Here is a 15,337-nt window from a genome sequence, read left to right on the forward strand (position 1 = left end):
AATGACAATTTCACTAAAGTAGTTTTTAACTGAAATAAATATTTAAAAAAGTTAAAAATGAGCTGTTTAATAGTGATTTTAGCATAAAAAAACTATTACTTTTGTGAGTAGGATTTAAATCGCAACTCTCGATGTACTTTTGTAAATAGCTACATTTTTTAAGTGTAAAAATCACATTAATAGTTGTGAAACGAATTAAGAAGTTTATATATTTACCAATAAAAAATTGAATATGCTAAACAGTTATAGCTCTGCAGATAAAGTTTTGTTAGCAGTAGATTGTATCATTTTTGGGTTTGATAATGAAGGCTTAAAAATACTTTTGATCAAGAGGGACTTTGAACCTGAAAAAGGAAAATGGTCTTTGATTGGGGGATTTTTAAAACGTGACGAAGTATTGGATGATGCCGCGATTAGAATTCTAAATACATATACCGGTTTACATGATATTTATATGGAGCAATTATATGCTTATAGTGATATTGATCGTGATCCTGTTGAAAGAACAATATCAGTTTCGTATTATGCTTTAATCAATATTGAAAATCATAATGCAGAACTAATCAAAAATTATCATGCGCAATGGTTTAGTATTTCTGAGGCTCCCAACTTAATTTTTGACCATGACGAAATGGTACAAAATGCGATTAAAAGACTTCGCTACAGAACTTCGATTAAACCAATTGGTTTTGAATTATTGCCGGAAAAATTTACAATGCGTCAATTGTTAGAATTGTATGAAGCAATTTTAAGCAAGGAATTAGACAAACGAAATTTTATCAGCAAAATAAATTCCCTTGAAATTTTAAATAAATTAGAAGAAAAAGATATGCAGTCTTCCAGAAAAGGATCTTATCTCTACACTTTTAATAAAGAGAAATACGAAGAAAAATTACTGAACGATTTTGTTCTGAATCTATAAAAAAACAAAACCCTGAAAGCCACAAACTTTTAGGGTTTTTTCTTCAATAAAACTACTATTAAAAAACTAAACAATAAATCTAACTTAAAGATTTTTTGCTACTTACACTTAAACCAAAAATAAGTGTAAAATTTACATTTACAAATATAAGTAAAATAATTTCACAAAAACAAAAAAATTTTGATTACACTTTAACTATTTTAAATGTGCTGATTATAGCGAATTACGCATCGTGAGAGATGATTTGTTTTCTATTTGTTCTTTTCTTCCTTTAAGAACCATATCTGCCAGGATTTTTCCCATGGTTTCAAAATGAGTCGAAATTGTTGTGATTCCGCTTGCCACGATTTTTTTTAATGGTGTTTCGTTATAGGATATAATTCCAAAATTGAGTCCTAATTTCAGGTTTTGATCTCTTGCTTTTTCGATTACACGAACCAGGTCGCGATCATTTGGTATAATATATAAATCTCCTGAAGTAATTTCCCGATCTGTAAATTCAGTGATGATTTCATACTCAAAATCATATTCTCTACAAAAGGATTCAAAACCTGTTTTCATTCCGAGTGGTTCCCTGAATCCGGGAAAAATCAAAATTAGTTTTTCGTATTTATTCAATCTCGTTTTCCCTTTAAGCAAACCTTCAAAAATATCTTTTTCGTGATTTTGATAAATCGCGGGATACATTTTCAAACCCGGATTTGTCTGATCCAGTATGATTACTTCACCTACTGGTAGGGTTTTTACAGATTTTACTATATCGTTTAAGTTGGTTGGCATAATGATGTATTTTGTATAATTTCCGTTAGCGTCATTTATAAGCTTCTCAAAAACGGGAGCATTAAAATGATGAAAGAAAATATCGACCTGAACATTTTTTCCAATGTGCTGCAAAAACGAATTATAGATATCTTCCTTAAAACTATTTAACTCATCAAACAATAAGAAAATCTTTTGTTTTATAGTGATTTCAACGCTTTTAACATAATAACCTTTGCCTGGAATGGCATAAATAATACCTCTTTTTTTAAGTTCATCATACCCTAATAAAACCGTATCCCGGGATAATGAAAAAGCCAGACAAACTTTATTGACAGATGGAAGCCGATCGCCTTTTACTAATTTTTCTTCCTCAATTGCTTTTTCTATTGAAAGAATTATCTGCTTATATTTTGGAAGACCAATATTATTTTGAATAGAAATGATATTCATAAAAAAGAGATTTTTGCGCAATATACAAAAAACTGGTAGGTACTGGTATGTAAACCTGAAGAATGTTTCTATTTTTGGATTTCACTATTGGTAAAAATAATATGAAAATAAAACATATATCGCATTTTCAAGATACATCTATATCTAAATTATTTGGTTTGACACCTGAAAACGAAGAAATTCTTTCTTTTGAATTATCAAATAAAAACGGAATGAAAGTTCAGTTCATTAATTATGGTGCAACGGTAACTTCATTAAAAATTCCGGTTTTAAATGGTAATCTCGTTGATGTGGTTTTAGGTTTTGATTCATTAGAGTCTTATTTAGCTTCGTATAATTTACCAAGTTCCCCTTATTTAGGTACAACTGTGGGGCGTTATGCAGGAAGAATAAACAAAGGTATTTTTACATTAAATGATAAAACATTTCATTTAAATACTAATAATAACGGAAATACTTTACATGGTGGAAATGTTGGTTTTGGAAAAAAAGCGTGGAATGTTACCAATATTACTTCTAATGAAAATCCGTCGATAACATTCAGTCTTTCAAGTGAAAATCTAGACGAAAATTTCCCGGGAGAATTACACGTAGATTTAACCTATACGCTAACAGAGCAAAACGAATTAAAACTGGAGTATAAAGCAACAACTACAGAAGATACGGTTATAAATCTAACGCATCACAGTTATTTTAATCTTGATGGGCACGATTCCAGCGTTCTGGATCAGACTATGTATATTGACTCTGACAAGATTCTGGAAACGAACGAAGACCATATTCCAACCGGAAATTTTACAGCTCTTACCAATCATGATTTTGATTTTAGAACCGTAAAAAAATGTCCGTCATCAATAGACAACTCGTTTGTTCTTGAACCAACAAATGATGTCGTGGCAAGATTATACAGCTCTAAAAACAATTTGCAAATGAACGTTTATACAGATCAGCCAAGCGTACATATATATGTAGGTGGAAATTGTTTTGACATATTAAAAGGAAAAGAAAATACAAATTATCATTCGTCAAGCGGAATTTGTTTTGAAACTCAGAATTTTCCGGATGCACCAAATCATGAACATTTTCCAAATTCGGTTTTAAGGAAAGATTCAGCATACCATCAAAAAACAGTTTATAAATTCGAAAACATAAACTAATCAATTAAAGAGATAATACCATTTCAATTACAAAATAATGAATGACATTTTAATACAAGACACTACTGCTTTTTTTGAGAAATCTTTTGGATCAGCTCCTCAAAAAGTGGTGCTTTCTCCGGGAAGAATCAACATTATTGGAGAACATATTGATTATAATGACGGTTATGTTTTGCCAGCAGCGATTGATAAAGTAATTTGCTTTGCGTTCGAAAAAAGCAACACTACAAAATCTAAAATAATCGCTATCGATCTAAACGAAGAATTCGAAGCTGATTTTACAGAGGAAATTAAATTAAGTGATGTTGTCTGGACAAATTATATTAGAGGCGTTATCAAACAATTGCAAGATAACGGATTTGTATTTGAAGGTTTCAATTGTGTTTTTAGCAGTAACATTCCGGTAGGTTCAGGATTATCATCTTCGGCAGCTTTAGAATGCGGAATGATTTATGGGATAAAATCACTTTTTGATTTAAAAATCGAAAAAGTGGACATCTCATTATTAGGTCAGAAAGCAGAACACTGGGTTGGCATCAATTGTGGTATCATGGACCAGTTTTCGAGTGTTCATGGTCTTGAAAATAAAGTAATAAAACTGGATTGTAATACGCTGGATTTCGAATATCACAATGCTGATTTTAAAGATTATTCACTGGTTTTGTTTGACAGTAATGTAAAACATTCCCTTTTTACATCAGAATATAATACGAGAAGAATTGAGTGTGAGCAAGGATTAAAAATAATTACAACTAATTTTCCCGAGATAAAAAGTTTCAGGGATTGTACAGAAGAACAGCTTTTAAGCATTCAGGATAAAATGGATGCGACCGTTTTTAAAAGAGTACATTATGTTGTAAAAGAAATAAGCCGTGTCATAAAAGCATGTGAGGCTTTAGACAAAGGAAATATAGCGGTTTTAGGGCAATTGCTTTTTGAAACGCATTATGGTTTATCACAGGAATATGAAGTAAGTTGTGCCGAGTTGGATATGCTTGTAGATACCGCAAAAGACGATGATGCAATTATAGGTTCCAGGCTAATGGGAGGTGGTTTTGGTGGCTGTACGATCAATTTGATTAAAAAAGGTCAAGAAAATGAGGTAAAACGTAAGTTTTCAAATCTTTATTTAGATACATTTGGGATTGAATTAAAATTCTATGATGTAAAAATCTCAAACGGAACAACACTACTTTAATACCCAAGCAATTACATGAAAAATTTTGACATTAACGAAGATCCTCACAGACGTTTTAATCCCTTACTTAATGAATGGGTTTTAGTATCACCTCATCGTGCAAAACGCCCGTGGCAAGGACAAAATGAAACTATTGCAAAAGAAACATTACCAAAATATGACGCAACTTGTTATTTGTGTCCCGGAAATGTTCGTGCAAACGGAGTAAACAATCCTGACTATGAAAGCAGTTTTGTATTTGAAAATGATTTTGCTGCCATGAAGCAAGACGAAATTATTTTTGAAGAAGATATAAAACATACTTTTTTTAAAGCAAAACCAGAACAGGGAATCTCTAGAGTCGTTTGTTTTTCGCCAAGACACGATCTTACTTTACCGGAAATGGAAATTGACGGAATCGAAAACATTATTAAGACCTGGCAAAAAGAATACACTGATCTGGGAAATATAAAATATATTAATCACGTTCAGATTTTCGAAAATAAAGGCAGTGTTATGGGATGCAGTAATCCGCACCCACATGGACAAATTTGGGCGCAATCGTCATTGCCAACCCAAGTCGAAAAAACACAAAACAGCCTGAAATCTTATTTTGTTAAAAACAACAGAACGCTTCTTGAAGATTATCTTCAGGCTGAATTAAGAACCGGCGATCGTGTTGTTATCGAAAATGATCATTTTGTAGCCTTAGTTCCTTTCTGGGCAACGTGGCCTTACGAAACTATGATTATAAGCAAAAGAACATTGAATAAAATTACTGATTTTACTGCCGAAGAAACAACAGCTTTTGCTAAAATCTTAAAACAGTTAACAATTAAGTACGATAACTTATTTGGTACATCATTCCCTTATTCATCCGGAATTCACCAATCGCCAACTGATGGATTGGAACATCCTGAATGGCATTTTCATATGCATTTTTATCCGCCATTATTGCGTTCAGCAACTGTGAAAAAATTTATGGTTGGATACGAAATGCTAGGAGAATCACAACGTGATATTACACCTGAAAAAAGCGCAGAAATTTTAAGAGAGCAATCAGATGTCCATTATAAATTAAATATTAAATAAACCAAAAGATATGCCTTTGTAAAATAACTACTTAAAATTTAACACAATAATCCGTCAATAAATGTGAAAAACACATTTGTTTGTAGTGTGTTTTTAATTATTTATTTTACTTTTGACTTTAACGCTTTTTTTCATAAAAAAATAACAAAATAAAAACACATATCATATTTTTAAACCCAAATAAACAAACAATCACCTATACTAATATTTAAAATACTACTAACAATGAACCAGAACCTCGCTTTCGCAGATTATGCGGTTTTTATTATTTATTTCATCGTAGTTTCTGTCTACGGTTATACTGTTTACCGCAAGCGTAAACAGGACGAACAAGATGCTAAAGCCTATTTTTTAGCCGAAGGAAACTTAACATGGTGGGCTATTGGAGCATCTTTGATCGCCTCAAATATTTCGGCTGAACAATTCATCGGGATGAGCGGTGAGGGTTTCTTTTTAGGAATCGCTGTTGCTGCTTACGAATGGCTTGCTGCTGTTGCTTTGATTATTGTAGCGGTTTGGTTTATACCAGTATATCTTAAAAATAAGATTTATACGATGCCTCAATTTTTAAAAACACGTTATAATGAATCTACTGCATTAATCATGGCGGTTTTCTGGTTGTTTTTATATGTATTTGTAAATTTAACTTCTATCCTTTATTTAGGAGCAGTTGCTATCAATGGTTTAGCGGGCGGAGAATATCTGCACGTAATCATGATTGGCTTGGCTGTATTTGCTTTATTTATCTCTTTGGGAGGTATGAAAGTTGTCGCTTATACTGATGTTATTCAGGTTGCGGTTTTGATTATTGGAGGTTTGGTAACTTCATATATCGCCCTTACAACTGTTGGACAATATTTTGGAGTAGGAGAAAATGCAATCGCAGGTTTTAAAGTTTTAATGAGAGAAGCGCCTGAGCATTTCAAAATGATTATCCCAAAACCTACTGCTACATCATCTCAGCTTGAGATCGATAAATATTTAACTTTCCCGGGTTTGATGTCTTACCTTGCCGGTATCTGGATTATCAACTTAAACTACTGGGGTTGTAACCAATACATTACACAAAGAGCTTTGGGTGCTGATTTGCAAACTGCCCGTACAGGTATTTTATTTGCAGGTATGCTAAAATTATTAATGCCATTAATCGTAATGTTACCGGGTATTGCTGCTTTTGTTTTATACGAAAACGGACATTTACCTCAACTGGTTGGAGGAAAAGACGGAGCTTACTCAGCTGTATTAACGTTCTTGCCAACAGGGTTAAAAGGACTTTCTGTAGCGGCATTAACAGCTGCAATTGTAGCATCGCTAGCTGGAAAAGTAAACAGTATCTCCACTATTTATACATTAGATATTCATAAAAAATACATCCAGAAAGAAGCGGGTGAAAAACAACAGGTAAACATTGGTAGAATTGCCGTTTTTGCAGCAATGCTTTTAGCCGTGTTATTCACATGGAATGATATCTTAGGAATTGGCGGCGTTGGTGGATTTACCTATATTCAAAAATATACCGGATTTATTAGCCCTGGAGTTTTTGCCATGTTCTTCCTTGGTATGTTCTGGAAAAGAACAACTGGAACTGCAGCTATCGTGGGTGTAATTTTAGGATTTGTATTGTCAGTATTATTCAACGAATACGCACCGGCATTATTCGGAAACGAAACTTTATTATACACAGCTTACAATAACGGAAAAGGAGCTTTCGAAATTCCGTTTCATATTTGTATGGGATTATCATTCTTCTTTACGATGTTAGCGATGATTGGAATTAGTTTTGCAGGACCAAAAGTAAATCCTAAAGCGTTCGAAATAGACGCTGAAATGTTTAAAGTAAAACCACAAACTACAGTTTTAATCGTAATTACATTATTGATTATTGTAGCATTATATGTGAAATTCTGGTAGTATATTATTTTTTAAAGATTAAAGACTATCATTTTTTGGTAGTCTTTTTTTGTTTAGCCTTTAAAATCTGATTATTATACAAATAAATTAAATGATGTTTTTTCTTATTAATTTTATCTACATTTGCGCGTTGCTTATAAATTAAACAACATAAAAAAATAATTTTTGCCCTATTCTTTATTTCCAGCGTCGCATTTTCTCAAGCTATGAGTGTTGTACAAGAAACTTTGATTTTATAAAAGATCAGCCTGAAATTAATGTCGAGTTTGATTATAGTGATTTTACTATGATGAAAGAAAAAAAATCCGAAGCAGAATATGTTGAAGAACATAAAGTCTACCTGGAGAAGAAAGCAAAAGGAAATGGAAATATTTGGTACAAAAAATGGGTTTCAGCGAGAGAACAAATATGGACCAAAATTTCTCGAAATAGGAAACATTGTGTTGACCAAAGCACGTAAAGATTTAAATTTTCAGGAAGGATTAAACACACCTTATACCTTAATTGAAGAAGCTCCCGGAGATCAATGGGAAATAATTATAGTAACGAATCAAGAATTGGAGAAGGATACGCTAAAACAGCAAAATCACTTTCGCAAATGATTCTGAAAAAAGTTTACAAATAAGATTAAAACAAAAAACCCTAGTTTACACTAGGGTTTCTTTTTTTGTTGCTATATTTCTTAGGCAGACTAAACATATTTAAAACAGAATTACTAAATCGAATTATTCGAATATCTTTAATTACATTTAAAAAAAATAAAAAATTTTATGATCGAATTAATCCTTGAAATATTAACTTATATTGGAATACTTAAATCTTCTAATAATAAAAAGACTAAAAAATAGAAGTTCCCCCTTTATTCAAATATTTTTTCATTTTTTAAAAGACCTTTCTTATAATATTCAATTTTCATAGTATCTTCATTCTCTTTAAATTCATATTGTTCCCCTTCTCGTTTTCCTTTTACATAAAACCATTTAGATTTTAATTTTCCGTTTTTATAGTATAAATAACTAAATCCTTCTTTCTCTCCTTTACAATAATTATCAGAAAAGTTTATTTTACCATCTTCAAAATATAGCGTAAGGTTTCCATGAGGTTTGTCATTGATATAATTTCCTGTCGAATAAATGGAACCATTATTATAAAAACTTACATTTGGTCCATTAAGTTTTCCTTCTGAATAACTCGATACTTGCATTAAATTATTGTTTTTATCAAATTTTTTCCAAATCCCTTCCTTTTTTTTATTTTTATATTCTCCTACTTCACAATCTATTAAATTGCAATTTTTATTTTGTTTTGTTTTGACATTTGTATTACAGCTAATTATTATACTTGTAATTACTAAAAGTCCTATAAATTTAGTTCCCATTTGTCAATTGATTAATTCCATGATTGTATCCAACTTCTATGTTTTTTATAAACTGTTTTGAATTTTCTAAAGCTTGATGAAAAAAAGCTTTAGCATCTTTCGTAACATCCGTTCCTGTGACACCTGTGTAAATAGTCTTTCCTAATTGTGTTAGAAAACCGTTAGGTCCAGAACCTGCGAATATATTGCCAGAAGCAAATTTTGGCATTTCTCTTAACATTTCTAATGCACCAATTGCTGCTCCATTTTTCTTATATGTCTCCCCGATTTCTTTCATTCCTGGTAAATTTACTAGCTTGTTATCAAAACCTGTTTCTTTTGCACGTTCAACCATTGTATTATAAACTTCGGGTTGTTCTGCGATGTTGATGAAAGTGGTTTTTAATTTATTTATATACTCATCACCTTTTCCCGCCCAATCTTTTTTTGCCATTTCAGTACTTTGTTCATTTGTTTGAAATATTTTTTTTCCTTTTTCATCAAAAAAAACATTGAAATTATCATTAGTTTTTTTAGCTAACTCGAGGTTTCCTTGATTATTCAATTGCCAATGATCAAGAGGTGCCCTTCCATCAGGATCAACCAATCGTAACGGATTATTCATCACAAAATTATAAGGTGAATAACTAGGAAACTCTTCACTCAATGGATCAGGCGACATCCAGCGTCCTGTTGCATCACCTATTGGCTGAGCATCGGGATCATTCATATCGCGAATCAATCTGCCAACAATTTGCTGGTTCTCTACATGCCAGCGAATTGTTCCAATCGTTACAATGCTGTCAAGATCATGAACCTCGAGATATTTGCCCTTGCTTAATGTAGCAACGGGAGCTTTAGAGCCAAATTTTGTGAAAGGGTTTCCTGCCTGAACATTTTTTTCTCTTCTCTCTTTTTCTTCTTTCGAGAGTTTTTCCTGAGCATGTATTAAACTTATAGAAAACAGAAATAAAATTAAAAATAGTGTTTTTCTCATTATATCATTTCTTGTTTAAGTTTTTATTTTCGTATTTACTTTTTTCTTTTTTCAAAGACATTAACCAGTCGATATACATATTTTCAGGCATGTTGCGATAACCTGTTTTGTGTATATAAGCGTATTCTTTCTCTAGGTTTTTAAAAAGTTTGATTTGTTTCATTTTGTCTTTTTCTTTTTCGATACAGTTGTATTGTGTTTCTGCTTTTAGTATTAATGCCGTGGCAAAATTTGGATATTGTTTTAAAGCGGTTTCACAGCATTTTAAAATAAAACTGCCATCATTATCAGGAAATATTGCCTTATAATTATCTGCCAGATCAATTAAAATAAGTGCAATACTTTCGTTGTTATTCAAGGCCTTCATATAAACTCCATTGGCAATAGCATCAATATGCACAAATCCTGATGCCATAATCCAGGCATCTACGGGGAAAATTCCGCTGGTAAGTTCTGTATTATACCAGCCATCTTTTAAGCTCTGGTGTTTTATATAGACATGATTGGGTGCAAGTGCCAGATTTGCATCAACACCTAATTCTTCGGCAAGAATTTTATACAAATACGGCAATGAGCGACAATTACCTTTTCTGGTTTCCAATAGTTTAGACACAAAAAGATTTTCTCTGTACTCATGACCAAAAACATCATTAAAATCATAGCCAAATGGTATATATTGATAAATAGTATCATTAATATTTAAAGGAATAGTATCGCAAATTACCTGAAAAACCGCAGCCCACTTATTAACTTTATCTTTGTCTTTTTCAGGATAAGATAAAAAACGCTCTTTGGTAAGCGCCAAACTTAAATCATGTAAGTTTTTGAGCGATTTATTTATAAAAACAGTGTCTAAATTTCCATCCAGATAGGCATTCTCTACAGAGAAAACAGCTTTCCTGAAACTATAGTTTTTTTGATTTGTTATCATGTTATCAAGCAAGATGTAGCTATCTTCGAATAATTTTTGGTGCTTTTGTGCTATAGTACAGGTACCACAAATAAAGAACAGGATCAGGACTAATATTTTTTGTTTATAAATCATTACTTTATATTTATTACATCTCATGAAACACTACTTTGTTGGTTTTAATCTTTTGCTTTTTTTAGAATTATTCCTTTAAATTGCTTTTTTAAAGTTTCACTTTCTTGTTTGTTTTTGGTTTCCTGCAATGAATTAAGCCACTTTTCATATTCCTCGTCCGGCATTGACTGATAGCCTAAATCAATGTTTTTTTGATTCTGATTATCAATATCGGCCAACCATTTTGCTACATCCGGATAATATCTTATTTTTTGAAGCTCCTGATTGTTTTCTGGATTAATCCCCAGATTTTTTGCTGCATTCTCAAATCGAACAATGTAATAGTTAAACAAAAGGACATTAGTATTAATATTATTTGGGAATAATTCTAATGCTTTATTTATTACTTTCTCTACAAATTGATCGTATCCGTATTTATGAATATATCCTTCTGCCAAATCGTTATAAAAATTAGAAAGCAATTGTTTTTTAGAAAGGTTCTCCATATAAATATGATTTTGGATAGCTTCCGCCTTTATAAATCCCGAGTTTAAAATAAAAGAAGGCACTGTAAACATTCCGTTGGTAAGTTCCAGATTATACCATTTGCCTTTTTCATCCTGAAATTTAATATAAGAATGGTTTGGACTAAGTGCCAGATACGCTTCTGCTCGAATTTCTTCGGCAAGAATTAAGTAAAGAAGAGGCATAGAATGACATTGACCACTTCCTGTTTTAAGAAGTTTTGTTACAAACATTTTAGGCCAGGCATTGTTTCCCATATAATCATCAAAATCATATTTTATAGGAAAGTGTTTTTCCTTAAATCCATTTACCTCGAGTGTTTGTGTGAAAAATTCGAAAAGAATGAAATTTTTAGCAGTATTACTTCTTAAATCATAATTTGATTCTTTCATTTTTGCCCGCAAGAATTCACCAATTTGTTTGATCGTTTTGTCAAATTCTTCCTTATTGAGTTTTTCTTCGAAATAGGCATTCTCGATCTCGAAATTTACATCCTTTACAGAATAATCCTCAATGTTCAAATTTGTCATTTTATCATAAACAGCCCTATAGTATTCTGTTCCTTTTAAGTTTGATAAATCAGGCAAATTGTAATCAATATTTGGTTCCGTCTCATTTAGCTCTGTATAAATTTCACGCAACCTTTCTTTATGTTGATTTTCTTCTTGTTGACTTTTCTTTATTAAACGTTCATTTTGCTGATTTTGATTTTGCTTTCTTTGTTGTTCTACTTCTTTTAAAACATTTAAAGCAGGAGTTGTGGGTAAACCAATATTTTGATTTATGATAATGGGATTATGAGCAGATGGAAACTGGATTTGTGCAATTATATCTATTGAAACATTTAGAAATATTAATAATAATATAAATTTATTTCCACTCCACATATGCCATTACTTTTGACTAATATAAATACTATTCCTATATTAAGTAGTTAAAATCTTATAATATTTATTTTTAAATAAATATTATTCTTTCTTTTTTTTTAGTTTAAATACCAAAAAAAGAGTGCTCCATTTAATGGAACACTCTTTTTTGTTTAATTTTAAATCTATTAATAGATTTAATTATTCTATAAACTTATCCTTTCTTCGCTTCATCTTTTTGCATATTCAGCAAATACGCCATATTCTTGATCACGTGATCGTGTTTTTTAACAAAAGGATTTTCCTCATTCCAGACATATCCTGCCAGAACCGAGCAAATTTTTTCCTTTACATCGGGATTTTCCGGTTGGTGAAAAAATAAAGTCTGAAGGTTTCCGGTGTACCATTCTTTCACGTAAGTGGTAAAAACAGCGATTCCGCGTTTCATATATTCTGTAAATTCTACTTCCCAGTCTACAGCAATTCCTTGCGATTCTTTAAGATATAATTTTGCTGCCAGCATTCCTGATTCGGTAGCAAAAGCAACTCCTGATGAAAATACAGGATCTAAGAATTCAGAACTATTCCCCGTAAGGGCAAAACCGTCTCCGTACATTCTTTTCACTGCTCTTGAATAATTTTCGAGTTTTACGGGTTCAAATAAAAACTCTGTACCTTTAAATCTCTTTATATAATAATCAGATTTTTGAATCGCGTTTCGTAAAGCCTCGGCATTGTCTTTATTTTCAGATAATGAATTAATAAAATCTGTTGGTCCCACAACTCCTAAACTTGTGTTTCCGTTCGAGAAAGGAATTACCCATAACCAAACTTCGGTTTCCAGAATATCAAAAGAAATCTGAGTTCCTTCCTCACCTTCTTCTCTGTTAATATCTTTTACGTGTGTAAATATCGACGAATGCGGATCTAGTTTTGATGGGGTATCAAGATCTAAAAGACGTGGTAAAACACGACCATATCCACTGGAATCAATAATGAAATTAGCGTGTATTTCTTTTAGGTTACCGTTCTTGTCTTTTACGATTGTTTTAGATTTTTTCCCTTCAAAGGAAACTTCTAATACTTCTGATTCAAACTCAAGATCAATACCCTTTCTAATTATTTCCTGCGCCATAGTATTGTCAAAATCAGCACGTGGCACTTGCCAGGTCCAATCCCAGCCGTCACCAAATTTTTTACTGAAATCAAAAACACAAATTTCTTCTCCTCTGATAAAACGAGCACCCAGTTTCTTTTCAAAATTCATTGCGTCAAGACTTTCAAAAAGCTCAGCTTCAGCAAAATGATCCATTACTCGCGGTATTAAACTTTCGCCAACAACAAGCCTTGGAAATTTTGTTTTTTCAACAACTTTTATCTTAACATTGTTTTTATGAAGATAAGATGCTGATACACATCCCGAAGGTCCTGCACCAATCACTAAAACATCAACAAACTCCTTTATCATATTAAAAATATTATCAATTATTAGCCTACATTTGCCATCATCAAAATAACTACATTTATTTTGATAAATAAAATTAAATTAGCACAACCAAAAACAATTTAATGAATACAATTAATGAATATTTAAGTTTAGCAGAATTCGAATCTATTATCTTTAAAAATAATAAAGTTGCCATAAGCGATGCTGTTTTAAACCGAGTAAATGAAAGCTTTAATTTCTTGAAAGAATTCTCAGGAAACAAGGTTATATATGGCGTAAATACTGGCTTTGGGCCAATGGCTCAATATAGAATTAAAGAGTCTGACCAAATTCAGTTACAATACAATTTAATTAGAAGCCACTCTTCAGGAACCGGGAAACCATTAAGCCCAGTTTGTGCAAAAGCAGCAATTTTGGCACGATTAAATACTTTGTCATTAGGAAATTCCGGCGTACATCCGTCAGTAATTCATTTAATGGCAGAATTAATCAACAGAGATATTACACCTCTTATCTTTGAACATGGCGGTGTTGGTGCCAGCGGAGATTTAGTACAATTATCACACTTGGCTTTAGTTTTAATAGGCGAAGGCGAAGTTTTTTATAAAGGAGACAGAAGACCAACTCAGGAAGTTTTTGAAATTGAAGGTCTAAAACCTATTCAGGTAGAAATCAGAGAAGGTCTGGCTTTAATAAACGGGACATCTGTAATGACCGGAATTGGTGTTGTAAATGTGCATCACGCCAATAAATTATTAGACTGGTCATTAAAAGCTTCTTGCGCCATCAACGAATTGGTTCAGGCATATGACGATCATTTCTCTGAAGAATTAAACCAAACCAAACGTCATAAAGGACAACAGGAAGTGGCGGCAAGAATGAGACAAAATCTTTCTGACAGTACTTTGATCCGTAAAAGAGAAGACCATTTATATTCAGGCGAAAATACTGAGGAGATTTTCAAGGAAAAAGTTCAGGAATATTATTCATTGCGTTGCGTACCTCAAATTTTAGGTCCGGTTTTAGAAACCATCAATAATGTGGCTTCTATTCTGGAAGACGAATTTAACTCGGCAAACGACAACCCAATTATAGATGTAAAAAACAAGCACGTTTATCACGGAGGAAACTTTCATGGCGATTATATTTCGCTTGAAATGGATAAACTGAAAATTGTTATTACTAAATTAACCATGTTGGCAGAACGTCAGTTGAATTATTTATTGAATTCAAAAATCAACGAAATTCTTCCTCCGTTCGTCAACTTAGGAACATTAGGATTTAATTTCGGAATGCAGGGTGTTCAGTTTACTGCAACCTCAACAACTGCCGAAAGCCAAATGTTATCAAACCCAATGTATGTACATAGTATCCCGAACAACAACGACAATCAGGATATTGTAAGTATGGGAACAAATGCTGCAGTTATTACCTCAAAAGTTATCGAAAACTCATTTGAAGTTTTAGCGATCGAATTAATCACAATTGTTCAGGCAATTGATTATTTAGAGCAAAAAGATCAAATTTCATCTGTTACTAAAACATGGTATGATGATATTCGAAATATAATTCCTACATTTAAGGAAGATCAGGTTATGTATCCTTTTGTTCAAAAAGTAAAAGATTATCTGATCAACAGTTAAACTTTAT

At 32.0% G+C, this 15,337-nt stretch carries 13 protein-coding genes; 7 read left to right on the plus strand and 6 right to left on the minus strand.

The genetic code is table 11. From position 1 onward, the window contains the following. Positions 1-232: 232 nt before the first annotated feature. The gene (locus tag BXU01_RS05105) at positions 233-922 is read left to right on the plus strand and encodes an NUDIX domain-containing protein (protein ID WP_083692014.1); all 690 of its coding nucleotides are present in this window, start codon (positions 233-235) and stop codon (positions 920-922) included. Positions 923-1,135: 213 nt separating this feature from the next. On the opposite strand, the gene BXU01_RS05110 is transcribed toward BXU01_RS05105, so the two are convergent. Beyond that, the gene (locus BXU01_RS05110) at positions 1,136-2,134 is read right to left on the minus strand and encodes a GntR family transcriptional regulator (RefSeq protein WP_083692015.1); all 999 of its coding nucleotides are present in this window, start codon (positions 2,132-2,134) and stop codon (positions 1,136-1,138) included. A gap of 101 nt (positions 2,135-2,235) precedes the next feature. Between BXU01_RS05110 and BXU01_RS05115 the strand changes: the two genes are divergently transcribed. The 5 genes from BXU01_RS05115 to BXU01_RS05135 all read left to right on the plus strand — a co-directional run bounded on the left by BXU01_RS05115 (position 2,236) and on the right by BXU01_RS05135 (position 8,073). Next, the gene (locus BXU01_RS05115) at positions 2,236-3,291 is read left to right on the plus strand and encodes an aldose epimerase family protein (protein WP_083692016.1); all 1,056 of its coding nucleotides are present in this window, start codon (positions 2,236-2,238) and stop codon (positions 3,289-3,291) included. 37 nt (positions 3,292-3,328) lie between these two features. After that, entirely contained in the window at positions 3,329-4,489 is a 1,161-nt protein-coding gene (gene galK / locus BXU01_RS05120) for a galactokinase (protein ID WP_083692017.1), read from the plus strand. Between the two features lie 15 nt (positions 4,490-4,504). Then, a complete protein-coding gene (locus BXU01_RS05125; RefSeq protein ID WP_083692018.1) occupies positions 4,505-5,560 on the plus strand; it encodes a UDP-glucose--hexose-1-phosphate uridylyltransferase in 1,056 nt (351 codons plus the stop codon). A gap of 225 nt (positions 5,561-5,785) precedes the next feature. Continuing rightward, a complete protein-coding gene (locus BXU01_RS05130; protein ID WP_083692019.1) occupies positions 5,786-7,471 on the plus strand; it encodes a sodium/sugar symporter in 1,686 nt (561 codons plus the stop codon). Between the two features lie 317 nt (positions 7,472-7,788). After that, positions 7,789-8,073, plus strand: a complete 285-nt coding sequence (locus BXU01_RS05135) for a hypothetical protein (protein ID WP_255373709.1) — start codon at positions 7,789-7,791, stop codon at positions 8,071-8,073. A gap of 257 nt (positions 8,074-8,330) precedes the next feature. On the opposite strand, the gene BXU01_RS05140 is transcribed toward BXU01_RS05135, so the two are convergent. From BXU01_RS05140 to BXU01_RS05160, 5 genes are all read right to left on the minus strand, one after another. Next, positions 8,331-8,849 carry a toxin-antitoxin system YwqK family antitoxin gene (locus BXU01_RS05140; protein WP_083692020.1) on the minus strand — a complete coding sequence of 173 codons (519 nt, stop codon included), beginning with the start codon at positions 8,847-8,849 and terminating at the stop codon, positions 8,331-8,333. After that, positions 8,839-9,825, minus strand: coding sequence for an RHS repeat domain-containing protein (locus tag BXU01_RS05145; protein ID WP_083692021.1), 987 nt, complete (start codon positions 9,823-9,825; stop codon positions 8,839-8,841). The genes BXU01_RS05140 and BXU01_RS05145 overlap by 11 nt, the downstream gene beginning before the upstream one ends. Before the next feature lie 4 nt (positions 9,826-9,829). Beyond that, the gene (locus BXU01_RS05150; protein WP_255373710.1) at positions 9,830-10,894 is read right to left on the minus strand and encodes a hypothetical protein; all 1,065 of its coding nucleotides are present in this window, start codon (positions 10,892-10,894) and stop codon (positions 9,830-9,832) included. Between the two features lie 20 nt (positions 10,895-10,914). Next, positions 10,915-12,261, minus strand: a complete 1,347-nt coding sequence (locus BXU01_RS05155; protein ID WP_083692023.1) for a hypothetical protein — start codon at positions 12,259-12,261, stop codon at positions 10,915-10,917. 193 nt (positions 12,262-12,454) lie between these two features. Further along, positions 12,455-13,708: an NAD(P)/FAD-dependent oxidoreductase gene (locus BXU01_RS05160; RefSeq protein ID WP_083692024.1), complete on the minus strand. Its 1,254-nt coding sequence runs from the start codon at positions 13,706-13,708 to the stop codon at positions 12,455-12,457. Positions 13,709-13,809: 101 nt separating this feature from the next. Between BXU01_RS05160 and hutH the strand changes: the two genes are divergently transcribed. Further along, positions 13,810-15,330: a histidine ammonia-lyase gene (gene hutH / locus BXU01_RS05165; protein WP_083692025.1), complete on the plus strand. Its 1,521-nt coding sequence runs from the start codon at positions 13,810-13,812 to the stop codon at positions 15,328-15,330. Positions 15,331-15,337: the final 7 nt, after the last annotated feature.

It is taken from the genome of [Flexibacter] sp. ATCC 35103 (assembly GCF_001975985.1).
Lineage (GTDB): Bacteria > Bacteroidota > Bacteroidia > Flavobacteriales > Flavobacteriaceae > Flavobacterium.

Excerpts from the sequence above, each read along its gene's own strand:
- BXU01_RS05140 (WP_083692020.1), bottom strand. The coding sequence starts at position 8,849 with ATGGGAACTAAATTTATAGGACTTTTAGTAATTACAAGTATAATAATT.
- BXU01_RS05110 (WP_083692015.1), bottom strand. The coding sequence starts at position 2,134 with ATGAATATCATTTCTATTCAAAATAATATTGGTCTTCCAAAATATAAG.
- BXU01_RS05135 (WP_255373709.1), top strand. The coding sequence starts at position 7,789 with ATGTTGAAGAACATAAAGTCTACCTGGAGAAGAAAGCAAAAGGAAATG.
- BXU01_RS05130 (WP_083692019.1), top strand. The coding sequence starts at position 5,786 with ATGAACCAGAACCTCGCTTTCGCAGATTATGCGGTTTTTATTATTTAT.
- BXU01_RS05145 (WP_083692021.1), bottom strand. The coding sequence starts at position 9,825 with ATGAGAAAAACACTATTTTTAATTTTATTTCTGTTTTCTATAAGTTTA.
- hutH (WP_083692025.1), top strand. The coding sequence starts at position 13,810 with ATGAATACAATTAATGAATATTTAAGTTTAGCAGAATTCGAATCTATT.
- BXU01_RS05155 (WP_083692023.1), bottom strand. The coding sequence starts at position 12,261 with ATGTGGAGTGGAAATAAATTTATATTATTATTAATATTTCTAAATGTT.
- BXU01_RS05160 (WP_083692024.1), bottom strand. The coding sequence starts at position 13,708 with ATGATAAAGGAGTTTGTTGATGTTTTAGTGATTGGTGCAGGACCTTCG.
- BXU01_RS05115 (WP_083692016.1), top strand. The coding sequence starts at position 2,236 with ATGAAAATAAAACATATATCGCATTTTCAAGATACATCTATATCTAAA.
- galK (WP_083692017.1), top strand. The coding sequence starts at position 3,329 with ATGAATGACATTTTAATACAAGACACTACTGCTTTTTTTGAGAAATCT.
- BXU01_RS05125 (WP_083692018.1), top strand. The coding sequence starts at position 4,505 with ATGAAAAATTTTGACATTAACGAAGATCCTCACAGACGTTTTAATCCC.
- BXU01_RS05150 (WP_255373710.1), bottom strand. The coding sequence starts at position 10,894 with ATGAGATGTAATAAATATAAAGTAATGATTTATAAACAAAAAATATTA.
- BXU01_RS05105 (WP_083692014.1), top strand. The coding sequence starts at position 233 with ATGCTAAACAGTTATAGCTCTGCAGATAAAGTTTTGTTAGCAGTAGAT.